Here is a 24,251-nt window from a genome sequence, read left to right as displayed (position 1 = left end):
AGCGAGTTTGCGTTGCTCTCCTTTCGCCCGAGCGACCGACGCGATGTCGGCTCGATTGCTTGGCTAGCGCGATGACGGGAATTCAGGCCTTCGGCCGATATGCCGCAAAGAACACCCGCGTCGCGCTGTCGACCACGGTCGCGATCCGTTCGGGCGAGGGCGACGGTTTGGCCTGGAAGATGAACGCCTGGAACAGCGTCGCCTGGCACATCTGCATGAATTGCCAGGCCGCAAGCTGGTAATCGTCGATCACGAGTTCGCCGAGCTTCGCGCGAGCCTCGAGATAGGTCGCGAGGCGATCGACGGTGTGCGCGATCACGTGGTTGTAGAACCGGCTGCCGACCTCCGGCATCCGCTCGGCAATCGCCATCACGGTACGGATCGCCGAGCCGCCGCCGGGCCGGCACAGCAGAGCGATATAGGCACGTCCGAACTCGGGCAGGGTGGTGTCGACGTCACGCGCGGGGTCGAAGTTGAAGGCGGTCCTGGACTGCTCGATCTTCTCTTCCTCGACGATGGCTTCGAACAGCCCGTACTTGTCGGGGAAATAGACGTAGAGTGTGCCCTTGGAGACCCCGGCGGCACGCGCGATCTCGCCCATGCTGGCGCCGTCAAAGCCGAGGTCCAAGAATACCTTGCGGGCGCCGTCAAGGATCTGGCGACGCTTCGTGGAATCCTCGTCGGCGACGAGGTGGAGCGAATGTTGGGGCGATGCAACCATAGACTTAGACTCTTGGGGAGGAATTCAACCCAAATACGCAAGGAACAGGAATCGAAGCATTACAAATCCGCGCGACGGAACATAGATTGACCGAACCGTTCAGTCAATGCTATCGTGTTTGTTGAAGTTGCCCCGCGAGGCCGGTTACGGCCACGCGTATTGAGATTTTTGTAGTTGTATTGGGGAGGCCATTGATGGCCGCAGCGAGAGATCAGGCCGCGCGCATCGTCCGTACCGAGGCCGGGGGCGAGCCGGCGCGCGACGCGTCCGCCTGGGCGGGCGAACAGGCCGGATCTCACGTCGCCGATGAGGCGAGGCGGCGTCCCGCTGAAACCCCCGCCGCGCCGGCGCCTGCGCCTGCAGCCGACAAGCCGGCGGAGCCTCCGGCCGCGACCGCGCCGAAATCCGGCAAGCGCAAATTCGTGATGATGGGCGTCGTGGGCCTGCTGGCGCTCGCGGCCGCCGGCTACGCGACCTACTATCTGCTGGTGGGACGCTTCTACGTTTCGACCGACGACGCCTATGTCCGCGCCAACAACACGATGCTCGGCGCGCGTGTCTCGGGCCATGTCGCCGCGATCTTCCCCGGCGACAACGCGCTGGTGCATGCCGGCGACGTGGTCTTCCGGATCGACGACGGCGACTATCGCATCGCAGCCGAGGCCGCGCGCACCAAGATCACGACCCAGCAGGCAACGATCGAGCGCATCGGCCGCCAGATCGTCGCGCTCGAGAGTGCGGTCGGGCAGGCCAAGGCGCAACTCGTATCCGCCGAAGCCGGCTTGAAGCGCGCCGGTCTCGATTTCGACCGCCAGCAGGAACTGAGCAACAAGGGCTTTGCCTCGCGCGCCACCTTCGAAGTCTCGGAGGCCGGCCGCGACCAGGGCGTTGCCGCGGTGAAATCGGCGCAGGCCGCCTATGATGCCGCCAAGGACAATGTCGAGGTGACCAAGGCGCAGCAGGCCGAGGCCCGCGCTCAGCTCGCCGAGTTGCAGACCCAGCTTGCCAAGGCGGAGCGCGACCTCGATTTCACTTCGGTGCGCGCGCCGGTCGATGGCACCTTCTCCAACCGCCTGGTCAATGTCGGCGACTTCATCAACATGGGTCAGCGGCTCGGCAATGTCGTGCCGCTCGACGACGTCTTCATCGACGCCAACTACAAGGAAACCCAGCTCAAGCGCATCCGGCCGGGCCAGAGGGTGACGATCAAGGTGGACGCCTACGGCTTCCGCAAGTTCACCGGCGTTGTCGACAGCATCTCGCCGGCGGCAGGCTCGGTGTTCACGCTGCTGCCGCCCGACAATGCGACCGGCAACTTCACCAAGATCGTGCAGCGTCTGCCGGTACGGATCCGTGTGCCCCGCGCCGTCGCCAGGCAGGGTCTGCTTCGCGCCGGCATGTCGGTCTACACCACCGTCGACACCCGCGAGGGCGCGGCCGATGCCGACAACGACACCGACCTCGACTCGCCGGTGATGACCCATCCACAATGAATTTCCAATGCTTCGGATCGGCGATCTGAAGCTGATGGCACGATGAACCATGGCGAACGCGACCACCGCTTCAGCCTCGATGATGAACGCCGCGCCGCCGGCGTCGGAGCGTATCCAGCCGAAACGGCTGTTCGCATTCATCATCATGGTGTTCGGGATGTTCATGTCGATCCTGGACATCCAGATCGTCTCGGCGTCGCTGACTGACATTCAGGCCGGCCTGTCGGCGAGCTCGACCGAAGTGTCGTGGGTGCAGACCGCCTATCTGATCGCCGAGGTGATCGCGATACCCTTGTCCGGCTTCCTGTCGCGCGCGCTCGGCACGCGGCTGTTGTTTGCGATCTCGGCGTCCGGCTTCACGTTCGCGAGCCTGCTTTGCGGCTTCGCCTCGTCGATCGAGCAGATGATCCTGTGGCGCGCGCTCCAGGGGTTCCTCGGCGCGGGCATGATCCCGACGGTGTTTGCTTCCGCCTATTTGATCTTCCCACGCACCAAATTCCACATCGTCGCGCCGATCATCGGCCTCGTCGCCACGCTAGCGCCGACTGTCGGCCCAACGGTCGGCGGCTTCATCACCGACATGATGTCGTGGCACTGGCTGTTCTTCATCAACGTCGTGCCCGGCATCATCATTACCATCGGCGTGCTGGCGCTGATCGATTTCGACCAGCCCAACTTCGCGCTGCTCGAACGGTTCGACTGGTGGGGCCTGATCTTCATGGCCGGCTTCCTCGGCTCGCTCGAATACGTGCTGGAGGAAGGCCCGCAATATGAATGGCTGCAGGACACCTCGGTAGCGGTCTGCGCCGGCATCGGCTTCGTCTCGGCGATCGCCTTCTTCTGGCGCGTGCTGACCGCCGAGGAGCCGATCGTCGATCTCTATGCCTTCACCAACCGCAACTTCGCGGTCGGTTGCGTGCTGCAATTCTGCATCGGCATCGGGCTCTACGGCCTCACCTATATGTATCCGCGCTATCTCGCCGAAGTGCGCGGCTACAGCGCGCTGATGATCGGCGAGACCATGTTCGTCTCCGGCATCACCATGTTCCTGATGGCGCCGGTGGTCGGGCGCCTGATGCTGAAGGTCGATCTGCGCTACATCATCGCCTTCGGTCTGGTCACCTTCGCGCTCGGCTCCTGGCAGATGACGTGGATTACGCGCGACTACGATTTCTACGAGCTCCTGTTGCCGCAAATCCTGCGCGGAATTGGCATGATGTGCGCGATGGTGCCGACCAACAACATCGCGCTCGCCACGCTGCCGCCGGACCGCGTGAAGAACGCCTCGGGTCTGTTCAACCTGATGCGCAATCTCGGCGGCGCGGTCGGGCTTGCCGTCATCAACCAGGTGCTTAACGACCGCACCGACCTGCACATCTCGCGGCTGCATGACCGTGTGACCTGGGGCAACGGGACCGCGGTCGAGACCCTCAACATGCTCAGCCAACGCCTGCAGGGCATGGGCGATTCCGCTGTCATGGCGATGAAGCAGCTCTCACAGATCGTGCACCGCCAGGCCGTCGTGATGAGCTATGGCGACGCCTTCTTCATGCTGTCGCTATTTTATGTCGGCCTCAGCCTCCTGGTGCTGCTGGTCAACAAGCCGCCGTCGATGGCCACGGGCGGCGGCGACGCCCATTGAGTGATAAGGGCCACAGTTGCGCAGTTTGGATCGCAGCGTGACGCGCTCACGGGCTTGTCAACTTGCAAATCACGCATGATGTCTTTATAAGAAACTTATTGTCACTCGAACCGGGGAGATGTGCATGATTTTGATGCTTTTGCAGATCGCGCGCCCGCGTTCGATGTCGCTGGACGCCACCGCGCATTGAGCACCAGCTCTGATCGGGCCTGATACCCGATCATCCAAACTTCCCAACACGTTACCGATTGTTTTCAACGACGACGCAGGCGGCTGGATTCCGTCCGCCCTGCGTCGATTTCAGACGGAGCCGGCCGGCGCTGCAAACGCGTGGCCGGAATGTGCCATGGCCGCCGAAACAACCAAGCGTCCCGCCGCGATCCGGATCGTGATCCCATTCGTGTTCTGCCACTGGCTCAAGCAGCCGCTCCGCGCGGCTGCGGTGATCGCTGGATTTCTCGGGGCGACCGTCGCCGACCTGTTCATGCCGGTCTATTCCGGCCATCTGGTCGACGCGCTGACCTCGGGCGCTTTCGATCCGGCAGCGCGTCACGGAGCGATGATCGCGTTCGCCGCCATTGTCGCGCTCGGCCTGCTATCGGTGATCCTGCGGCAATGCGGCCTGCAGGCGATCGTGCCGTTCACGCTGAGGACGATGTCGGACGTGGCGCAGCAGGCTTTTACGCGCGTGCAGCGCTTCTCGACGGATTGGCACGCCAATTCCTTCGCCGGCTCGACGGTGCGCAAGGTCACGCGCGGCATGTGGGCGCTCGATCTCCTGAACGACACCATACTGATGGCGCTTCTGCCTTCGCTGATGGTGTTGGTCGGCTCGATGATCCTGCTCGGCCTGCATTGGCCGCAGCTCGGCGCCGTGATCGCCGTAGGTTCGGTGATCTATGTCGCGATGACGACGGCGTTCTCGGTGCGCTACATCGCGCCGGCCGCCCGCGTCTCCAATGCATGGGACACCAGGATCGGAGGCACGCTGGCGGACGCGTTGACCTGCAACGCGGTGGTGAAGTCGTTCGGCGCGGAGATGCGCGAGGACACGCGGCTCGCCGGCGTCATCAGCCGCTGGGGCAGGCGGGTGCGGCGGACCTGGTATCGCTACAACCACACCGCGGCCGCGCAACTGCTCGTGCTGTTGTGCTTCCGCGCGTCGGTGATCGGCGGCGCGATCCTCTTGTGGAGCGCGGGCCGCGCCACGCCGGGCGACGTCACCTATGTGCTGACCAGCTACTACGTCATTCACGCCTACCTGCGGGACGTCGGCATGCACATCAACAACCTGCAGCGCTCGGTCAACGACATGGAAGAGCTGGTTGCGATCCATGGCGAGCCGCTCGGCATTGTCGACGCGGCCGACGCCAAGCCGATCGACATCCAGGGCGGCCGCATCGTGTTCGACGACGTGACGTTCCACTACGGTGGTCATCGCCGGGCGCTCTATGACGGCCTGTCGATCGACATCCGCGCCGGCGAGCGGGTCGGCCTGGTCGGACGCTCCGGGTCCGGCAAGACGACCTTCGTCAAGCTGGTGCAGCGGCTCTACGACGTTTCGGGCGGCAAGATCCTGATCGACGGTCAGGACATCGCGCAGGCGACGCAGCAGTCGCTGCGCAGTCAGATCGCGATCGTGCAGCAGGAGCCGATCCTGTTCCACCGCACCCTGGCGGAGAACATTGCCTATGGCCGGCCGGGCGCCGGCGTGGCCGCGATCGAGCAGGCAGCGCGGCTCGCCAATGCGCACGACTTCATCATGCGGCTGCCCAAGGGCTACGGCACGCTGGTGGGCGAGCGCGGCGTCAAGCTCTCGGGTGGCGAGCGCCAACGCGTGGCGCTGGCGCGCGCGTTCCTGGCCGATGCCCCGGTGCTGATCCTGGACGAGGCGACCTCGAGCCTCGATTCGGAATCGGAAGCGCTGATCCAGCAGGCGATGGAGCGGTTGATGAAGGGCCGGACCTCGATCGTGATCGCGCATCGCCTGTCGACGGTGCGCAGCATGGATCGGATCCTGGTGTTCGATCACGGCAAGATCGTCGAGCAGGGTACGCATACCGCGCTCACGACGCGGCCCGGCGGCACCTATCGCTCACTCTTCGAGCGGCAGGTGACCGACTTCAGCCGGGTCGACGCGGCCGAGTGAATTTTGCGGGGCGTGGCGGACGGGCGGCCACGCGCCGGGACCGGATTTGATGTGAATGGATTTCGAAAATGAAAGACCTGACGCACGGCTCGATTGCGAGCCACATCCTGACCATGGCGCCCCCGATCGTCGTCGGCATGATCACGATCATGATCTGCCAGCTGGTCGATCTGTATTTCGTCTCGAACCTGGGCGAGGCTGCTGTCGCCGGCGTGGCCGCGGCGGGCAACGCCGGATTTCTCGTCAACGCGCTGATGCAGGTGCTCGGCGTCGGCACGGTCGCGCTGATCGCACATGCCGTGGGACGCAAGGACCGGCACGACGCCAACCTCGTCTTCAACCAGTCGATCGTTCTGTCGGTGCTGTGCGGGTTGATGACGCTGGTCGCAGGATCCGCGCTGGCCCGGCCCTATATGCGCTCGGTTGCAGCCGACGAGGCCACCGTCGAGGCCGGTACCCTTTATCTGCTGTGGTTCATGCCGGCGCTGGCGCTGCAATTTGCGACCCAGGTGATGGCGTGTGCGTTGCGCGCGACTGGCATCGTGCGGCCGAGCATGCTGGTGCAGGCGCTTGCCGTGATCATCAACATCGCGCTGGCACCGGTCCTGATCGCGGGATGGGGGACCGGCCGCGCGTTTGGCGTCGCCGGGGCCGGCCTTGCAAGCTCGATCGCGGTCCTGATCGGCGCGCTGATGCTGCTCGTGTATTTTCGGAAGCTGGAGCGCTATGTCGGGTTCGATCCCGCGCAATGGCGTCCGCAGCTTCACCAGTGGAAGCGTATCCTCAACGTCGGTCTGCCCGCCGGCGGCGAGTTCGTGATGATCTTCATCTTCATGGCCGTGGTCTATTATGTGCTGCGCGACTTCGGCGCCGCGGCACAGGCGGGGTTTGGTATCGGGACACGAGTGCTTGGCCTGATCCAGATGCCTGCGCTGGCGGTTGCGCTCGCTGCGGGTCCGATCGCGGGGCAGAATTTCGGCGCCGGGAACGCCGCACGCGTGCGCGAGACCTTCGTCAAGGCCGTTCTGATCGCCACCGCCGTGATGGTCGGCTTCACGATTCTGGCGCAATGGAAGCCCGGGCTGTTGCTCGACGGCTTCTCGAACGATCGGGAGACCATGGCGGTTGCCGCGCAGTTCCTGCACTTTGTTTCGCTGAACCTCGTGGCGCAGGGAGTTGTCTTCACGTGCTCCAGCCTGTTCCAGGGCCTTGGCAATACCAAGCCCGTGCTGCTGAGCTCGGCATCGCGCGTGCTCACCTATTCGCTGCCGGCGATCTGGCTGTCCACGCTGCCCGGCTTCCGGATCGAACAAGTCTGGTATCTGTCGATCGCGACGACCACGCTGCAGGCCGGCTTGAGCCTGTGGCTGCTGCGCCGTGAATTCGACAGGCGCCTGGCACCATCGGGACAGGAGGTCACTCCGGCGGCAGCTGCGCCTGCGCGGCGAGCACCTTCTGGGCACGCGTCCGCGTAGAGACCGCGACCGTCGCCACCACGGCGGCGGCGAACAGCACGATCTGCCATGTGATCGTTTCGCCGTTGAAGAGGGCGGCAAGCGCGAAGGTGATGAAGGGCTGCAAGAGCTGCACCTGCGACACCCGCGCGATGCCGCCCATCGCCATGCCCGCGTTCCAGGCGAAGAATCCGATCCATTGCGAGAACAGCGCGACATAGAACAGGCCGAGCAGCGGCTTGAGCGGAATGTGCAGCGGGTCCGCCGGCATGGTCAGCGCCGCCGCAGGTACCGAGAGCGGCAGTGCGATCACCAGCACCCAACTGATGACCTCCCAGCCCGGCATGTGTGCGGTGAGCTTGCCGGAGAAGGCGTAGCCGATCGCCGATACCGCAACGGCCGCAAACAGGAACAGATCGCCCGTCGATAGCGTGCCGCCGCCGTCGCGCAGCGCGAAGGCTATCACCAATGCCGCGCCGGCGATCGAGGCGATCCAGAACAGCGGACGCGGGCGCTCGTGGGTGACGACGACGGCGACCAGCGCGGTCGCGATCGGCAGGATGCCGAGCACCACGCCGCCATGCGAGGCATCGACGCGCTGCATGCCCTTTGCCATCAGAAGCGGAAACAGCGCGACGACACAGACCATGGTCAGCGCCAGTTGCGGCCACAGCGAGCGCGGCGGCAGCGGACGCCGCAAGCTGGCCAGCACCAGCGCCGAACAGACGCCCGCGATCGCGGCTCGCATCGCGGTCAGCGCAAACGGATCAATCGCGGAGACCGCAAGCCGCGTTCCCGGCAGCGTGCCGCCAAAGATCACCATGCCGACAAAACCGAGCAGCAGGCCAAGACGTTCGCGGGATGAGGACTCCGACATGACGGCCGTGGTTAGCGGCTTTGCTGTCGACCCGACAAGCACTTCAGGCGGTGCACATGGCGGCTATGCGCGTGCTAGCTCGGAGCAATCCCGCTCCACAGCAACCCAAGGCCGGACAGGAACAGGAGCGCCAGCACGACGTCGGAGAAATTCCGGTCGCTCATCGCGTGATAGACGCGCGCGCCGATCCAGGCGCCGATCAGCGTGCCCGGAAAAGCGCAGACCACCAGCCAGACGATCTCGGGCTTGACCAGGCCGCTTGCGATCTGCACGCACAGCGCGCTCGCAAGGATCGTGAAGTTGAAGGTCTGGAAGATACCGCGACGCGCTTCCTTGCCCCAGCCGCGTATGCTCGCCCACAGGATCGGCAGCGGGCCGGACAATCCGGCGAGGCCGCCGAGGATGCCTCCGGCAAACCCGATCGCGCCGTCGGCCCATTTGCCGCCGAAGCCGATCGCCATCGGCTTGCGCTGCAGATACAGCGCGGTCGGAAACACCAGCAGGAAGACGCCGATGGTCAGCTTGAAGACGGTCGGGTCGGCTTGCGCGATCAGGAGGATGCCGATCGGGACGCCGGCGAGGCCGCCGATGATGAATGGCCAGACCAGGCGGAAATCGATGGTCTTCCAGATCGAGGGGAGCGTCGAGGTCTGCGCGATCACCGAACAGATCAGCACCAGCGGCACCGCAAGCGTCGGCGGCAGCACGTAAAGCCAGATGCCGAGAGCCATCAGTGCAGTGCCGAAGCCGGCGAGGCCGGCCACGAACCCGCCAGCGAGCGCGCCGACAATCAGAAGCACGTAAGTCGGCGCGGTCATCCTTGTCCCGTATTCCCTGTTATGTGACGTGACGTTTACACGACGCCGGCGGCAGGTACTATCCAAATCACGGTTGTTCAACGGCAATCGGAATGGAAACGTCTCGATCATTTCGAAGAGTGAAGACGGCCGCCAATTTCGGGATCGGGCAATTCGGTCAACCGGACTGACTGTTCCACAGCGCGGGCCAAGCCGTTACAGGGACCGTACCTGACTGCTGTAGCGAGCATTCGCAGCTTGTGATAGCATAGAAGGTACATCTCCCAACAAAGGCGAAGCCCCCCCGCACCTTGAAGCAAGTTTTCTACGTTCCGCTGAGAAGATTTCGTCGAAGCAAGCGAGGAGAATGCTCATGGCCGACAAATCAAGCTTCACCTCTGACGAATGGCAGACCCTGCTGGAAAGCGTAATGGCAACGGGGCTCGCTGTAACTGCGGCCGAGCCGAGTGGGCTTTTCGGTCTCCTCCAGGAGAGTTTTGCGAGCGGCAAGATGCTCGCGAAGGCAAAGATGGACGCGGGCGCCAACCCGCTCGTCAAGGCCGTCGTCGATGAGCTCGCAACGAGCAGTGGACGCAGCATGTCCAGCAGCCGTTTGCAGCAGGCATTGGCCGGCAAGAAGCCTGGCGAAATGAAGGCCGCCTGCATCGAAATCCTTGGCAAGGTCGACAAGATTCTTGGCGCAAAGGCGCCGGGTGATGCTGCGGTATTCGAGAATTGGCTGCGTCAGATCGGCCAGAGCGTTGCGGAGGCCGCCGGTGAAGGTGGTTTTCTCGGCATCGGAGGCGTTGCCGTAAGCGAAACCGAAAAGGCGACGCTGAACGAAATTTCGAGTGTGCTCAAGCTCGCGAGCTGAACGAGCTATCCAGCGCTTGCCGCACGAAGCGCCGCGCGTCTTCGCACCGACTGCGGATGAGCACAGGTATCCACCGCATGAGGATCGACGATCGAAATGCGTTTCAGCGTGGGAGTAGCGTCCATGACATCTTATGCCGCCCATGATGGGCCGTCAGCGCAGGGCAGCGAGAGCTGCGGTGGCCACGACCCGCATTCCGACTTCGTGCTCGTAGAGCAGGTCCGGCCCCCGCAACGCATCGAGCTCGGGCGCGAGCGAATGCTTTTGTGTCGCCTGTATCTCGGCTTGATACAGAGCCTGAACGACGACTACGGCACGTCATTCGGCTCTCACAGCGACAGTGCGACCTATCGCGCAATCGGCATCTATGTGTTTCTCCGAACCGTGATGTGCTCGCCGGCGCGGCCGACCAATATCGCCGACGCCTTGAAGCTGCCGCGCGCAGTAGTGTTGCGGCGCCTGCAGGAGATGGTGAAGCACGGATATGTCGAACGTGTCGGCAACGCCTATCGGGTCACCGACAAGGTCAACATCCCCGATCTGAAGCAGAAGCTGCAGCGTCGGATCGACATGATCGTGGACACGGCAAAGGAATTATCGAGATTGGAAACGTCGATCTGAAGGCCCTGGGGGGCGCATAGACTCAACCTAGAAAGATTTCAAAGGAGCTCACGATGGCTACCAACCTTGTTCAGCTTGTGACGCAACTACTGACCCCCGACATGATTACGAAGATCGCCGCGGCTCTCGGCCTTGACAGCAACCTCGTGCAGAAGATGATTGCCGGCGCAGTCCCTTCGCTGCTTGCGAGCGTCGCTGACGTCGCTTCGACTCCCACCGGCGCGCGCCAACTCACGAACACGCTGTCGCAGCAGCAGCCCGGATCCCTCGATGGCGTGCTAGCGAGTCTCACGCAGGGTTCAGGCGCAGATGCGCTCATGAGCACCGGATCGCGCATGCTGTCCGGGCTGTTCGGAGGTGGTGCGCTCGACACGATGTCACAGGCGATTGGTGAATCTTCGGGAGTGAGCAAGAGCTCAGCCAATTCCTTGCTGAGCATGCTTGGTCCGGTGGTGCTCGGCGCCCTGGGCCGGCACGCCAGCAGTGCGGGCCTGGATACAAATGGACTGGCATCTCTCCTCACTTCGCAGAAGCGGCAGATCGCGGCGGCGATTCCGTCAGGGATTGCCGATCGGCTGACGGCGACTGGTCTCATCGACGATGCTGGCGAGAGTCTGCGTAGCGGCGCAGCCACGGCTTCGGCCGCCGCCGGGCGAATGTCTGCCGCAGGCAGTCAAGCAGCCGCGAGGGCGAGCGGAACGACGGCGCAGTGGCCCTACTGGCTCCTCGGCGTGGCCGTGCTGGCCGGCCTCGCCTGGTACGCAATGGGTCCGCAGCGAGAAACCGTCGCCGAGCTGCCACGTTCGGCACCGGTTCAACCGGCGACGACCACGGTTGGCGCTGCGCCAACGGATATAACCGTTGGCAATTTGACAGGCCGGGTCAACTCGTCCGTCGACAGCCTGAAGTCGCTGCTTCCAAGCATTAAGGATGCCGCGAGCGCGCAATCGGCCTTGCCCAAGCTGCAAGAGGCGACCAATCAGTTGAGCGAGGTCAATCAACTCGCCGGCAAGCTCAACCCGGAAGGCAGAAGCGCACTCGCCAAGTTGATCGCCGCGGCAATGCCGACGATCAATGAAATGTGCGAGAAGGCGCTGGCCACGCCGGGGGTCGGCCCGGTCGCGAAGCCTATGATCGATGAGCTTCGCGGCAAGCTTGACGCGCTCTCCCGGGCTTGATCCGTACGCGTCAAGCACGGAGCGCGGCAGCGCGGAAGGATCTTGCTGGCCGGCGGCAACGGCTATGCGGCCAGCTCGATCCGACGACAGAAGCACGATGCCCGTATCGGCACCTCCGTCCGCGCTTGCGCGAGATCGAGCCGTTGCTTGATCAGAGCGCTCTCGACTTTTTCTCCGCGACGAACCAGGCATTCGTGCAAGCCATGGAGCGACCACAAATTGTCGGGATGCTGGCAGGCCCGGCTCAGCTTGCCGTCGAGACCGAGATCGGAACGGTACACCGCCTCGGCCTCCTCGATGCGTCCCTGCTCGAGGAGTAGCGCGCCGAGCGCATGACGGGGCGGCTGCATCCATCCCCAGGGCTCGTCATAGGGCAGGGCGTCTGAGAGCTCGACCGATCGACGCAGGTGCGCGAACGCGGTGTCGTGATTGCCCTTGCGGTACTCCAATTCGCCGTTCAGCATCGCGTCCGCCACGAGCAGCAGATTCACGACCCTGTTGTTGTGGATGAGTCGGCTTTCGGGCACGCGGGTTCTCGCCGCCGCGAACAATTCCTTCTCGGCCTCGGCCTCGGCGACATTGCCGAGCGCCGAATGCGCAACCGCCTTGGCGTAGTGGATCATGGCGGTCACCGAGCAGTACAGGTCGCGATCCTCCGGCAGCTTCTGTTCGATGATCTCGCGCCATTTGCCGAAGCGCACGAGAACGTGCTGCTTCATCGTCAGATATCCCTCGAGGAAATCCGCCATCGGCGGCGATGGAATGCGCAACACCGGCTCGGGGACCGTCGCGATCAGTTCCTCGGCGGCAGCGATGGCGGGCTTGTACTGGCCGAGGAACATCGCGCCGTACATCGCGAAGTGGAAGTTGTGGATGACGTAGACCAGGTAGACGCCCGGATCGTCGGAATAGGCGAGGAATCGGCGGTCGCTCGCGAGCGCCTTCTGATTGTAGAGCAGGACGTCGTTGTATTGTCCGCACAGCACGTCGAGATGCGTCGGCATGTGGATCAGGTGACCGCCGTCGGGGACGATCTCGCGCAACCGGTCGCCGGCCCGCAGCGCCCGCTCCGGGAAGGGCGACATCTCCATCAGGTGGACATAGAGGTGCAACAGCCCCGGATGATTCCACGCAGCCGGAACTGTCGCGAAGGCCTGTTCAAGGACCGCCCTGCATTCCTCGGTGCCGGCGCCCTCCGCGGGCTTGCCGGACGGCAGGTCCCACATCAGCCACGGCGTTTCGTTCATGATCGACTCGGCAAACACCGCCCGGACCTCGAGGTCATCGGGAAAGGAAGCGAAGAGCTGGCGCATCTCTCTCGTGAAGGCCTTGTCCCATGGCGCCATGTCCTCGATCGCCTCGCGCTGCGGATAGCGCGCGGGCAGGGCGCGGATCATCGCCTGCTCGACCGGACTTGCTTTCCCTGCATGCGCGAGCGCCTGCTGCATGGCATCGTAGGATGCGGCGAGCGCCATTTGCCGGCCCTGCGGGTCATAGCGGACCCAGGGCAAATTGTAGTTGGGACCGGCGGCGTAGCTGATGCCCCAATGCGCCATCGCGCATTCGCCATCGTGCTGGAGCGCCTTCTGGAAGCACTTGATCGCTTCGCCATGGTTGAAGTTGAACACCCAGTTGAGTCCGCGATCGAACCAGAGCTGGGCGTCGGGCGACGATGTCGTGACTTTGCGGCTGTACGGCCCGAGATCAAAATAGGTCATGCCCTTTGTCCTCATTGAGCGGCGCCGGTTCGGCAATCTACCAAAACAGCCGCCATCGTCACAGCGCTTGCGACCGTGGTACCCCCAAATGGCGAGGGGCCCGGCGGTTACGCCGAGCCCCTCATGGATCGAGCATCAGCCGGCCTGTAAGCCGGGTTCTGTAGGGCACCATTCTTGCGAATGATGCGCGACGGCCATTCCTCTGGGACAAGGTTCGCACCTTGCCTCGAGCAACCTACCCGGACGGCGAGCCTGACATCGCCCTGCGGTGTTATCGCGCGTCGCGCGAACTGACCGCGTTGCCGTCCCTATTCGGTTTTGCTCCCGGTGTGGTTTGCCATGCCGTTTCCGTTGCCGGAAACGCGGTGCGCTCTTACCGCACCTTTTCACCCTTACTTCCTCCGAGGAGGCAGCGGTTCGTTCTCTGTGGCACTTTCCCTGGGGTTGCCCCCGCCGGATGTTATCCGGCACCGCATGTCGATGGAGCCCGGACTTTCCTCTCTCGCGGCCTTTCGGCGCTTGCGGGAGCGGCCGTCCAGCCGACTGACGGGCTTACGCATGGGGGCTTTGGGCGCCGGCGTCAAGCGATAGGGATGGTTAACGCGGGCTGTGCATGATTTTGACATTCGCCAAGCAGCGGCATTTGATATCGAATTCGCCGATTCAAGGAGATTGCGCGTCATGGACACCGAACTGGCCCGCACCTTCCTGACCGTGGTGAGCGCCGGCAACTTCATCACCGCAGCGGACCGCCTTCACGTTAGCCAGTCGACCGTCAGCACACGCATCCACACGCTCGAGCAGCAACTCGGCTGCACGCTGTTCGTGCGCAACAAGGCGGGCACGACGCTGACGCCGGCTGGCCGCCAGTTTCAGCGTCACGCGTCGGTGCTGGTCCGCACCGTCGAGCAGGCACGCCAAGATGTCGGGATTCCGAAGGGCTTTACCGGCACGCTGGTTGTCGGCGGCCGCATCGGATTGTGGGAGGAATATCTGCTGCATTGGTTGCCGCTGATGCAGGCGACCCATCCGGACATCTCGATCCGTGCCGAAAGTGCGCTCGAGCCGGAACTGATGCAGGGCCTTGTGGAAGGACGTATCGACATCGGTGTGATGTACACGCCGCAAAGCCGTCCCGGCCTCAAGGTCGAGCAATTGTTCGACGAGCAGCTTATCCTGGTCTCGACCGATCCCAAGAGCCCGCCCGAACCGGGAGCGGGCTATGTCTATGTCGACTGGGGGCCGGAATTCTACATGCGTCACAGCACGCTGTTCCCGAATTTCGCCGGCTCCGCGCTGAACGCGAACATCGGCTGGCTCGGCTTGCAGCATCTGCTCGAAAACGGAGGAACGGGATTTTTTGCCCGACGGATCGTGGAACCGTTGCTGAAGGCGAAGCGACTGTCCGCGGTCGCGGGCGCGCCGGTGTTCACCTTGCCGGCCTATGTCGTCTATCCCTCCGACCGGCAGGACGAGCATATCGCGAGCGCGGTCGCGCTCATGCATCGCATCGCGATATCGCCGGTGCGGCGAGATGCCGAACCGCCGGCGGTCACCAAGAAGAGCGTCCGCAAACGTCGGTGACGTCTGAGCGTCGTATCGGCGTTGTCGATGGATTGCATCGCCAATTCCCGCTTGTCACTGCGGGCTTGCGGGTCCAAACCAGCGCGATCAAGCGAGCGGGGGAGCACGATGGATCTTCGTCAGATTCTTGGCAGCGCGCTGCTTGGCGGCGAGTCGGACGCGATCGTCGCGACCGATCGAGACGGCAGCATCACGTTCTGGAATCCAGGCGCGGAGCGCATCTTCGGTTTTGCGTCCGCGGAAGCCGTTGGGAGTTCGCTTGATCTGATCATTCCCGAGAACCTGCGCGCACGGCACTGGGCCGGCTACCGCCATGTCATGCAGACGGGCGCCAGCCGTTACGGCCAAGGCGATCTGTTGTCGGTGCCGAGCCTGACCAAAGATGGCCGGCGGATTTCGGTCGAATTCACGATCGTCATGTTGCGAAACGGGCAGGGCGAGGTCGCAGGAACGGTAGCCGTCATGCGCGACGTCACGAAACGGTTCGAGGAAGTCAGGGAGCTGAAACGCCAACTGGCGGTGCAAGGGCAGGTCAGCTCGCGGTCCTGAGCTTGGCAGGACCGGCGAGGTTGGGGTTCGCGCTATTTCCGCGCCCTCATTCGGGTCTCCGCAAATGCGGTCGCTACGCCCAGGATCAGCATCGATGCCACGACCTCCAATGTTGCGCCAAAGCCAAAGGCGAGCAGCGCCGCGAGCGCGACTGTCGCAAAGATCGCGACTGTCGGCCCTTCATCGGCCAACAGCTGGCGCAAATCGTAGAGAAATGCGGCGCCGCGTTGCATCCGATGCCTTTACTGAAACAGCTTCATGGCGTTGATGAGTGTCTGGATCACGCCTGCAAGCAGTGGGATACCGGCAAAGCTCCAAGCCAGCGCGAGCTGGAGCGGGGTGGTGCGGGATATTTCGTTGATCTGCATGATGGCCTCATGTGCCGGACGGGTTACCGCTCGCCGCGACATCGGCCGCGATCCGGTCCGCCTTGTAGACCGGACTGAACGAAGCAAGCACGCGCGCGAGGTGACGCTTCGCCCAACCCAGCAGCATCTGCGAGAAGGGTCGTTCGGCCTCTGGCAATCTCTTCATGATCGTTCCTCCCTGGGTATGGAACTAGGCGGCGCGTTCGAGTTCGGCCTCGCGCTCGGGCGCCATGTGATGGCGCTTGTCGACGGCCTTGACACAGAGATTGGCGATGAAGCCGATCACGAGCAGGCCGGCCATGATGTACATGGTGGTGTTGTAGGCCTGCGCCTTCGGCACGCCGTGCGTGACGTTGTATTCCCGGATGTAGTTGATCAGCACCGGCCCGGCGACGCCGGCGGCGGACCACGCCGTGAGCAGGATGCCGTGTATGGCGCCGACATAGCGAGTGCCGAACATGTCGCGCAGATAGGCCGGCACGGTGGAGAAGCCGCCGCCATACATGCTGACGATGATCAGGAAGCATATCACGAAGAGGGCGACGTTGCCACGTGCGCCTGCGAACGGCACCGTGATGTAGAGTGCGAAGCCGAGTGTCATGTAAACGAAATAAGTGTTCTTGCGTCCGATCAGGTCCGACAGCGATGCCCAGCTGAAGCGGCCGCCCATGTTGAACAGGCTCATCAACCCGACGAGGCCCGCTGCGGCCACCGCCGTGATGTGGCCGGGGAACATCTCCTGGCTCATCGCCGAAGCCTGGCCGAGAACGCCGATGCCTGCCGTTGTGTTGCAGAACAGTACGATCCAGATCAGCCAGAACTGCGGCGTCTTGACCGCCTGGTAGACGAACACGTCGTTTGCCGTCATCAGCTTGCGCGGCGTCGCGGGCGGCACATAGCCTTCCGGCTTCCAGCCTGGCGCCGGCACGCGCACGATCGTTGAGCCGACCATCATGAAGATGAAATAGATGCAACCCAACGTGATGAAGGTGTAGAGCACGCCGACATCGGAGGCGCTCGCGAACCTGCCCATCAGCCAGACCGACAGCGGAGACGCGATCAGCGCGCCGCCGCCGAACCCCATGATCGCCATGCCGGTGGCCATGCCGGGCCGGTCGGGAAACCATTTCATCAGCGTCGAGACCGGAGAGATGTAGCCAATTCCAAGTGCGCAACCGCCGATCACGCCGTAGCCGAGATAGATGATCCAGAGATTGTGGAAGTAGACGCCGAGCGCCGAGATCAGGAACGCACCTGCCCAGCACACTCCGGCGGTGAACATCGCCTTGCGCGGGCCGCCTTCCTCGACCCAGCGCCCGAACACGGCAGCGGAGAGGCCCAGGAAAACCATGGCGATCGAGAAGATCCAGCCGAGATCGGTGAGTTTCCAGTCCGCCGGCGTCGATTGCGTGATGCCGAGCAATCGCGTCATCGGCAGGTTGAAGACGCTGAAGGCGTAGGCTTGTCCGATGCACAAATGCACGCAGAGCGCTGCCGGTGGAACCATCCAGCGGCTATAGCCGGGCCGGGCGATTGTATGATCGCGGTCGAGAAATGGCAGCACCGATTGCGAAGACGGATCGAGCCTCTCGAGCGTGGTCGTCATTCATCCCTCCAGCGCGCCACCTTTGAAGCCGGTGAGGACCGGCGTGAATGCGCACGACATGAAAGCTACGCACGGCAATAATTTTGACAAACGAATAATTGTGGCTGTTACTATCGTATTTATAGATATAAATGCGCCGGATCAGTATCACCATTTGCGACGGCCGGGGCTCTGCCGCGTTCTCAAAAAAATATTATCCTGGCGATGTCGTTTCGCCTGTCGCCGGTTCGACTGGGTGTCGGTGACCCAGCCGATGAACAAGGAGTTGTTGAGATGCAGTACCTGCTGTTGATCTATCGTAGCGAAGCAGAGCTAGGCCGTATGACCGCGGACGACCGTAAGAAAATGACGGGGGAATACGGCGCATTCACCCAAGCCATCATCCAGAGCGGCCATTTCAAGGCCGGCGATGGGCTGCAGCCCACCACGACCGCGACCACGGTGCGGGTCCGCGACGGCAAGATTCTGACGACGGATGGCCCATTCGCGGAAACGCGCGAACAACTCGGCGGTTATTACCTGATCGATGCCAAGGATCTCGACACTGCGCTTGGCATCGCCGCGCGAATTCCGGGCGCCAAGACCGGCTCGATCGAGGTCAGGCCGGTCATGATCTACAACAACTGATGCCGGACCATCGTTCCGGGCTGCGCCACGTGGCGCGGCTGCGGAATGAAGCCTGGCAGGTCCGATGACGCCGAACGAGATCGAAAAGATATTCCGCGACGAGGTGGGGCGCGCGCTGGCCACGCTGATCCGCCTCGTCGGCGATTTCGATCTCGCCGAAGACTCGCTGCAGGACGCGTTCGCCGTCGCGCTTGAGAAGTGGCCGGCCGGCGGGCTGCCTGCCAATCCGCGTGCCTGGCTCGTCAATGTCGGCCGCAACAAGGCGATCGACCGCGTGCGCCGTGTGGCCTCATTCCGTGGCAAGCAGCAGGAACTGACGCATCAGTTGCTGCTCGATGCGTCGTCGTCTGCCGAACCGGCCGATGCGACGCTCGACGATGACATGCTGCGGCTGATCTTCACCTGCTGCCATCCGTCCTTTGCCGAGGAAGTCCGGATTGCGCTGACGCTGCGCACGGTGTGCGGGCTCACCACCGCGCAGGTCGCTCGCGCCTTCCTGGTGAGCGAGGATGCGATGGCGCAGAGGCTGTTGCGCGCCAAGCAGAAGATCAGGCTCGCCGGCATTCCCTACGAAGTGCCCGAACGCAATGCGCTCGCGGCGCGGCTCTCCGGTGTGCTCGCGGTCATCTATCTCGTTTTCACCGAGGGCTATGCCGCGACCGCGGGCGACGACCTGATGCGGCCCGATCTGGCGCGCGAGGCGATCCGCCTGGCACGCCTGATCGACGGCCTGATGCCTTCGCGCGGCGAGATCAAGGGGTTGCTGGCGCTGATGCTGCTGCATGACGCGCGCCGCGCCGGCCGCCAGACCGCGGGCGGCGACATCGTGCTCCTTGAGGAGCAGGACCGTTCGCTGTGGGATGTCCAGCAGATCGCCGAGGGGCTGGAACTGGTCGAGGAGGCGCTGCGGATTCCGGGCCGGCCGCAATCCTATGCAGTGCAGGCCGCGATCGCCGCGCTGCATGCGCGCGCGCCCAGCTACGAGGACACCGACTGGCCGCAGATTGCGGGCCTCTACGAGGTGCTGCTGCGGATCAGTCCATCACCTGTCATCGAGCTCAATCACGCCGCCGCTGTGTCGATGGTCGACGGCCCGGCGCGTGCGCTCGATCTGCTCGATGCGCTGGAGGCGCGCGGCGGGTTGAAGGGATACGAGCTCCTGCCGGCGGTGCGCGCTGATCTGCTGCGCCGCCTCGCGCGCAGAGAGGATGCGCGCGAGGCGTATCAGGCGGCGAGTGCGGCGACGCAGTTGGAACCGCTGCGCCGGTTTTATGCGCGCCGGATCGCGGAGATGGGGTGACGGACATCAGGCTTGCACTTGCAAACGATGCAATGGTTGGAACAGATCAACCTGCAAAGCAGGGTTTCTGTCTCTATAGCAGGCCGCGCTGGTGCAGGACGATGATGATCGCGCGAATGATGCAGTCCGACATCGATTCGCCGGGCCGCCGCACCTTCTGCAAGCACTTCAACGTTTCCGCATCGACCGGCAGCTGCCAGTTGCCATTTGGCAGGCGCCGCCCGGTCTCTTCAAAGGGGAACTCGGCCGCAATCAGGGCGCGGCACTCCTCGTTGATTTCAATATCTGGCATCGCTCTCGGTAGAAGTCGTCACGGCGGGCGCCGGCCGCGTGCAGCTATCGCCTGACCCCCCAAGATCAGCCAGTTAAATCGCAGTAACCTCAGGCAGCGCGTCGAGGCAGTCGCCAACCGGATGCGATGCCTCGAGACGTCTGCTCCGACCGCGACAGAACAGCGCACATCGGGGGACGTCTCAAACATGCCAAACAAGCGACCTAGCAGGCTTTATGCGAAACATCGCCCGACAACCGGCCATCGATTTTCAGGAGCACGAACGGAGCGTTGCATACTTGCGCCACTTCTGCACTTATCATCTGTAACCAGTGAATCGACCCCTTGAGGCCCGACACGCTGCGTGGCATCGTGACCCTCGAGGTCCAGGCCGGAGCAACATGACGAGTCCCTGCCGTGTCCTAATGATCTATCCGAAGTTCATTACGGACTCATTCTGGAACTATACGGAAGCATGCGAACTCGTCGGCGCGAAGTATCCGGCTGCGCCGCTCGGGCTGATCACCGTTGCCGCCATGCTGCCGAAGCATTGGGACATTCGTCTTGTCAACCGCAACACCGAGCCTTTGACGGACGCGGACCTCAACTGGGCCGATCTCGTCATGATCGGCGGTATGCTCAACCAGCAGCCTGATTTTCTCTACCTGATCGATCTCGCCCATCTGCACGGCAAGCCGGTATGTGTCGGTGGGCCGGACGTCTCCTCCAGCCCGCATCTATACGCGGACGCGGACTTCCAGGTGATCGGCGAGGCCGAGCAAATCATGGAGCAATTCATCGCGGCATGGGAACGCGGCGAGCGCAAGGGCGTGTTCATCGCCGAGAAATTCAAGATCGACGTCACGCAAAGCCCGATGCCCCGCTACGATCTGATCAAGTTCGATCAGTATCTCTTCATTGGCGTGCAATATTCGCGTGGTTGCCCGTTCACCTGCGAGTTCTGCGATATCATCGAGCTGTATGGTCGCGTGCCGCGCACCAAGACCAACGATCAAATTCTCGCCGAGCTGCAAGCGCTCTACGATCACGGTTATCGCGGGCATGTCGATTTCGTCGACGACAATTTCATCGGCAACAAGAGAAACCTACGTACGTTGCTGCCGCGGCTCAAAGCCTGGCTGGAAGAACGCGACTATCCGTTCGAGTTCTCGACCGAAGCCTCGATCAATATCGCTGATGACAGCGACCTGTTGCAGGCAATGAAGGACGCGAACTTCTTTGGGATTTTCGTCGGGATCGAGAGCCCGGATCCGGAGACCCTGGTGCAGATGAAGAAAAAGCAGAACACCAGGCGCAACATCGCGGAGTGCATTCACAAGATCTACAGCTACGGCATGTTCGTCACCGCGGGTTTCATCGTCGGGTTCGATACCGAGAAAGTCTCGATGGGGCAGGCGATGATCGACTTCATCGACGAGGCGAGCATTCCGGTCTGCATGGTCGGCCTGCTCTATGCGCTGCCCGGCACACAGCTGACGCGGCGGCTCGCCGCGGAGGGTCGCCTGCACGAGGGCCATGATCTCATGAAGGTCGAGCATGCGGGCGACCAATGCACGCTCGGTTGCAATTTTGACACCGTACGCCCGCTTCGTGACATCCTGGAAGATTACAAGACCGTGCTCGGGCATGTGTTCAGCCCGACGGCGTACGCGGCCCGGCTGTCGCGGCTCGCCGTGATGCTCGATCGGTCGGATCGGCGCCGCGACCTGCCGGATGGCGACGTGCGTAAGAGGCTGGCCGGCATCGAGGGCGTGCACAAGGTCATGCGTGCCCTGCCGGAGGTTCGCGAGCCGTTTTGGAAGACCTTCGTCGAGGTTGCCAAGACCAATCCAAACGCGCTGCGTTACATCGTGATGCTGATGGCGCTGTACATGCATCTCGGGCCCTTCTCGAAGCGCGTGATCAGTCAGATTGAGCGCCGGATTGCCGAACTGGATCGCATGCCTGCGGTGACGGCTGATGGGCTTGTGCGGCGAACTCATCAACATGCAGTTTGATGGACGGAAAAGTTCGCGACACCTCCGATCGCTGCCCGATCAAATCACCCGTTGAAGAGAGCGGCGCCCGCTATCTCGCCGAAGCCACAACCGGCGCTGCCGCATCCGGCGGCAGGCTGGCGAGCAGTGCGTGCAGCGTCGTCATGGTGGACTGGTCGGCGATCCCGTCGACACGCGCGGGGCGGAAGTGGCGCTGAAACGCGGTGACTGCATCCATCGTCGGACCGTCAAACTTGCCATGGACCGGGATGTTATATCCGTAGCGCGCGAACGCCGTCTGCATCTCGGTGACGGCGTCGCTGATCGCCCCTAACTTCAGCGCGTTGCCGGGCACAATCGGCGCCGGTTGGACCCAGTGGCCGACCCCGGAATTGGCCAGCGAATGCCAGGGGAATTTCTCGCCGGGATCCTTCTTGCGCGCCGGCGCCACGTCGGAGTGGCCGAGCACGCGATGCGAGGGCACCTTGCGGCGGAGCATGATGCCGCGGCACAGCGCGATGACAGCGGCGATCTGGCGCAGTGGAAAATCGGGATAGCCCCAGTCGTGGCCGCGGTTGACGATCTCGATGCCGATCGAGCAGGAATTGACATCTTCCTCGCCGGCCCAACAGGAGACGCCGGCATGCCAGGCGCGCTTGCTTTCGGGAACGCACTGCAGGATGCGGCCATCCTCGAGCACGACGTAATGCGCCGAGACCTCCGTGCCCGCCGTGCAAAGCTGCGCGATCGCACCCTCCACGTCGGGCATGCCGGTGTAGTGCAGCACGATCATATCGGGCTGGCGACCGTCGGCGCGCTCTCCATAGTTCGCGGACGGGATCACGTCGGACGCAATCGAGGAATCGGGAGTGAACGTGTTCATGTCGGCAATGGCCCCGGGAATGGGAAGGGCACGTTGACGCTTCGAGTCGGGACCTGCAGACGTGAACGAACCGAAGCACAGCGGATCATCCAAACCGGGCAGGAGAACGGCACCACACATAAATCAACCAATGACATTTACCATTCCTTTACCTGCCGGCGGTCGATCGCTTCGCCGGCGGGCCCGGGGGCATTTTGCCCGGGTTGTGCGCCGAGGGCATCCCTCCAGGCTCCGGCAAGGTTAAAAGGCAGCCGATTCCGGTAACGGATCATCAACTCTTTCTTAACGCTAAGTGCCATTACTGAGAGGAGAGGAGCCGAACCGGTTTGGAAGGGCGGCCGAGGTCCGCTTTCGCGCGAAATCCCATGGGAACCCAGCAAATTCCGGTCGGAAATCAGGGTTTGCAGCCGCCAAGGGGAACCAGCGCGATCTCGAATCGGCTTTTTGACCGGAACGGCGAGGCAAGGCGCAGGAGTCTCGGGCGCAATGGACCCGTGCGCGTCCATATTCCATCTAGAGAGCGCGGCCCGGTGCGGGGCCGGCGCATGATGGCTGTTGTCTCTCGTCATATCTCGGTGCTCGGCCGCGAGGCGGTGGACTTTCTCGCGCCGCGCGCAGGCGGCACATACGTCGATGCCACGTTCGGCGCCGGCGGCTACAGCCGCTTGATCCTCGACGTCGCCGGCACCCGCGTCATCGGCATCGACCGCGACCGGAGGGCAATTCTTGGCGGCTTTGATCTGGTCGACCGCTCCGACGGCCGCCTGACGCTGGTCGAGGACCGCTTTTCCGAACTCGCCGAAATCTGCGCCGCGCGCGGCATCGACGCTGCCGACGGCGTCGTGATGGATGTCGGCGTCTCCTCGATGCAACTGGACCAGTCCGAGCGCGGCTTTTCGTTCCGCCACAATGGCCCGCTCGACATGCGGATGGGGCAGGGCGGCCCGACTGCCGCCGACGTGGTCGCGAAAGCCTCCGAGACCGATCTCGCCAGCATCATCTATGTTTTTGGCGAGGAGCGTCATTCACGCGGCGTCGCCCGCGCCATCGTCGCCGCGCGCAAGGAGACCCCGATCACGACGACGCAGGCGCTTGCCGACATCGTCGCGAAAGTCGTGCGCGCCAAGCCGAACGAGATTCATCCGGCGACGCGGACGTTCCAGGCGCTGCGCATCTTCGTCAACGAGGAGCTCGATGAGCTGCACTTGGCGCTCGCCGCGGCCGAGCGTGTGCTAAAGCCAGGCGGGCGGCTCGTGGTGGTGTCCTTCCATTCGCTGGAAGACCGCATCGTCAAGAGTTTCTTCGCCGAGCGCGGCAAGGCCGCCGGCGGATCGCGGCATTTGCCCGAGGTCGCACTGGCGGCGCCGAGCCTTCGAATCCTGACCAAGCGCCCGGTCACTCCTGACGAAGCCGAGGTGGCGGCCAATCCGCGTGCACGGTCGGCAAAACTGCGCGCGGCAGAACGCACCGCGGCTGCCGTGCACAAACCCGTGGCCTCGGCGTCATGGCCGCGGCTATCAGACGTGATGCGGGGAGGCTGAC

The 24,251-nt window shown here is 63.5% G+C and carries 23 protein-coding genes and 1 other RNA gene; 13 read left to right on the top strand and 11 right to left on the bottom strand.

Going from position 1 to position 24,251, the window contains the following annotated elements; translation table 11 throughout:
- Positions 1–82: 82 nt before the first annotated feature.
- Positions 83–721: a TetR/AcrR family transcriptional regulator gene (locus tag JQ553_RS28520; RefSeq protein WP_212503370.1), complete on the bottom strand. Its 639-nt coding sequence runs from the start codon at positions 719–721 to the stop codon at positions 83–85.
- 194 nt (positions 722–915) lie between these two features.
- On the opposite strand from JQ553_RS28520, the gene JQ553_RS28515 reads away from it, so the two are divergent.
- From JQ553_RS28515 to JQ553_RS28500, 4 genes are all read left to right on the top strand, one after another.
- On the top strand, positions 916–2,214 hold the full coding sequence (locus JQ553_RS28515) for an HlyD family secretion protein (protein WP_212503369.1): 1,299 nt from the start codon (positions 916–918) through the stop codon (positions 2,212–2,214).
- 49 nt (positions 2,215–2,263) lie between these two features.
- Positions 2,264–3,856, top strand: coding sequence for a DHA2 family efflux MFS transporter permease subunit (locus JQ553_RS28510; protein ID WP_212503368.1), 1,593 nt, complete (start codon positions 2,264–2,266; stop codon positions 3,854–3,856).
- Positions 3,857–4,202: 346 nt separating this feature from the next.
- Complete coding sequence (locus tag JQ553_RS28505; RefSeq protein ID WP_212503367.1) at positions 4,203–6,005, top strand: ABC transporter ATP-binding protein; 1,803 nt, start codon at positions 4,203–4,205, stop codon at positions 6,003–6,005.
- A gap of 68 nt (positions 6,006–6,073) precedes the next feature.
- Positions 6,074–7,480 (top strand): MATE family efflux transporter, encoded by a 1,407-nt coding sequence (locus JQ553_RS28500; RefSeq protein WP_212503366.1) that lies wholly within the window; start codon positions 6,074–6,076, stop codon positions 7,478–7,480.
- Here the strand turns inward: JQ553_RS28500 and JQ553_RS28495 are convergent.
- Both JQ553_RS28495 and JQ553_RS28490 read right to left on the bottom strand, forming a co-directional pair.
- On the bottom strand, positions 7,422–8,336 hold the full coding sequence (locus JQ553_RS28495; protein ID WP_212503365.1) for a DMT family transporter: 915 nt from the start codon (positions 8,334–8,336) through the stop codon (positions 7,422–7,424). The two genes, JQ553_RS28500 and JQ553_RS28495, sit on opposite strands and share 59 nt — an antisense overlap.
- 74 nt (positions 8,337–8,410) lie before the next feature.
- Entirely contained in the window at positions 8,411–9,154 is a 744-nt protein-coding gene (locus JQ553_RS28490; RefSeq protein ID WP_212503364.1) for a sulfite exporter TauE/SafE family protein, read from the bottom strand.
- Positions 9,155–9,506: 352 nt separating this feature from the next.
- Here JQ553_RS28490 and JQ553_RS28485 point away from each other — a divergent pair, with 352 nt between their 5' ends.
- The 3 genes from JQ553_RS28485 (at position 9,507) to JQ553_RS28475 (ending at position 11,806) form a co-directional block, all read left to right on the top strand.
- Positions 9,507–10,007, top strand: a complete 501-nt coding sequence (locus JQ553_RS28485; protein ID WP_212503363.1) for a hypothetical protein — start codon at positions 9,507–9,509, stop codon at positions 10,005–10,007.
- 123 nt (positions 10,008–10,130) lie between these two features.
- Positions 10,131–10,628 (top strand): helix-turn-helix domain-containing protein, encoded by a 498-nt coding sequence (locus JQ553_RS28480; protein WP_212503362.1) that lies wholly within the window; start codon positions 10,131–10,133, stop codon positions 10,626–10,628.
- 53 nt (positions 10,629–10,681) lie between these two features.
- Positions 10,682–11,806 (top strand): DUF937 domain-containing protein, encoded by a 1,125-nt coding sequence (locus tag JQ553_RS28475; RefSeq protein ID WP_212503361.1) that lies wholly within the window; start codon positions 10,682–10,684, stop codon positions 11,804–11,806.
- A 62-nt stretch (positions 11,807–11,868) separates the two neighbouring features.
- On the opposite strand, the gene JQ553_RS28470 is transcribed toward JQ553_RS28475, so the two are convergent.
- Together JQ553_RS28470 and rnpB are read right to left on the bottom strand one after the other, a co-directional pair.
- Positions 11,869–13,524: a tetratricopeptide repeat protein gene (locus tag JQ553_RS28470; protein ID WP_212503360.1), complete on the bottom strand. Its 1,656-nt coding sequence runs from the start codon at positions 13,522–13,524 to the stop codon at positions 11,869–11,871.
- Positions 13,525–13,655: 131 nt separating this feature from the next.
- Positions 13,656–14,071: RNase P RNA component class A (gene rnpB / locus JQ553_RS28465), an RNA gene on the bottom strand.
- A 134-nt stretch (positions 14,072–14,205) separates the two neighbouring features.
- On the opposite strand from rnpB, the gene JQ553_RS28460 reads away from it, so the two are divergent.
- Together JQ553_RS28460 and JQ553_RS28455 are read left to right on the top strand one after the other, a co-directional pair.
- The gene (locus JQ553_RS28460) at positions 14,206–15,108 is read left to right on the top strand and encodes a LysR family transcriptional regulator (RefSeq protein WP_212503359.1); all 903 of its coding nucleotides are present in this window, start codon (positions 14,206–14,208) and stop codon (positions 15,106–15,108) included.
- A gap of 108 nt (positions 15,109–15,216) precedes the next feature.
- Positions 15,217–15,657: a PAS domain S-box protein gene (locus JQ553_RS28455; protein ID WP_212503358.1), complete on the top strand. Its 441-nt coding sequence runs from the start codon at positions 15,217–15,219 to the stop codon at positions 15,655–15,657.
- 32 nt (positions 15,658–15,689) lie between these two features.
- Here JQ553_RS28455 and JQ553_RS28450 read toward each other — a convergent pair whose 3' ends face one another.
- From JQ553_RS28450 to JQ553_RS28440, 4 genes are read right to left on the bottom strand one after another with little or no spacing between them, the layout of a single operon-like run.
- Positions 15,690–15,890 (bottom strand): hypothetical protein, encoded by a 201-nt coding sequence (locus tag JQ553_RS28450; protein WP_212503357.1) that lies wholly within the window; start codon positions 15,888–15,890, stop codon positions 15,690–15,692.
- A gap of 9 nt (positions 15,891–15,899) precedes the next feature.
- A complete protein-coding gene (locus JQ553_RS35000; protein WP_283817298.1) occupies positions 15,900–16,025 on the bottom strand; it encodes a hypothetical protein in 126 nt (41 codons plus the stop codon).
- Between the two features lie 7 nt (positions 16,026–16,032).
- A complete protein-coding gene (locus tag JQ553_RS28445) occupies positions 16,033–16,191 on the bottom strand; it encodes a hypothetical protein (protein WP_212503356.1) in 159 nt (52 codons plus the stop codon).
- 24 nt (positions 16,192–16,215) lie between these two features.
- Complete coding sequence (locus JQ553_RS28440; RefSeq protein WP_212503355.1) at positions 16,216–17,631, bottom strand: OFA family MFS transporter; 1,416 nt, start codon at positions 17,629–17,631, stop codon at positions 16,216–16,218.
- A 273-nt stretch (positions 17,632–17,904) separates the two neighbouring features.
- Here JQ553_RS28440 and JQ553_RS28435 point away from each other — a divergent pair, with 273 nt between their 5' ends.
- On the top strand, positions 17,905–18,258 hold the full coding sequence (locus JQ553_RS28435; RefSeq protein ID WP_212503354.1) for a YciI family protein: 354 nt from the start codon (positions 17,905–17,907) through the stop codon (positions 18,256–18,258).
- Positions 18,259–18,322: 64 nt separating this feature from the next.
- The gene (locus tag JQ553_RS28430; RefSeq protein ID WP_212503353.1) at positions 18,323–19,558 is read left to right on the top strand and encodes an RNA polymerase sigma factor; all 1,236 of its coding nucleotides are present in this window, start codon (positions 18,323–18,325) and stop codon (positions 19,556–19,558) included.
- 73 nt (positions 19,559–19,631) lie between these two features.
- Here JQ553_RS28430 and JQ553_RS28425 read toward each other — a convergent pair whose 3' ends face one another.
- Entirely contained in the window at positions 19,632–19,850 is a 219-nt protein-coding gene (locus tag JQ553_RS28425; RefSeq protein WP_212503352.1) for a hypothetical protein, read from the bottom strand.
- Between the two features lie 380 nt (positions 19,851–20,230).
- Here JQ553_RS28425 and JQ553_RS28420 point away from each other — a divergent pair, with 380 nt between their 5' ends.
- Positions 20,231–21,847 carry a B12-binding domain-containing radical SAM protein gene (locus tag JQ553_RS28420; RefSeq protein WP_212503351.1) on the top strand — a complete coding sequence of 539 codons (1,617 nt, stop codon included), beginning with the start codon at positions 20,231–20,233 and terminating at the stop codon, positions 21,845–21,847.
- Positions 21,848–21,917: 70 nt separating this feature from the next.
- Here JQ553_RS28420 and JQ553_RS28415 read toward each other — a convergent pair whose 3' ends face one another.
- Positions 21,918–22,829, bottom strand: a complete 912-nt coding sequence (locus JQ553_RS28415; RefSeq protein WP_212503350.1) for an N-acetylmuramoyl-L-alanine amidase — start codon at positions 22,827–22,829, stop codon at positions 21,918–21,920.
- 425 nt (positions 22,830–23,254) lie between these two features.
- Here JQ553_RS28415 and rsmH point away from each other — a divergent pair, with 425 nt between their 5' ends.
- Positions 23,255–24,250, top strand: coding sequence for a 16S rRNA (cytosine(1402)-N(4))-methyltransferase RsmH (gene rsmH / locus JQ553_RS28410; RefSeq protein ID WP_409363096.1), 996 nt, complete (start codon positions 23,255–23,257; stop codon positions 24,248–24,250).
- The last annotated feature ends 1 nt before the right edge of the window (position 24,251 follow it).

This window comes from Bradyrhizobium lablabi (genome assembly GCF_018131005.1).
In the GTDB taxonomy this organism is placed as follows: domain Bacteria; phylum Pseudomonadota; class Alphaproteobacteria; order Rhizobiales; family Xanthobacteraceae; genus Bradyrhizobium; species Bradyrhizobium lablabi_D.
Note: the sequence above shows the minus strand (reverse complement) of the source record. Positions and strands in the feature narration are given on the sequence as shown.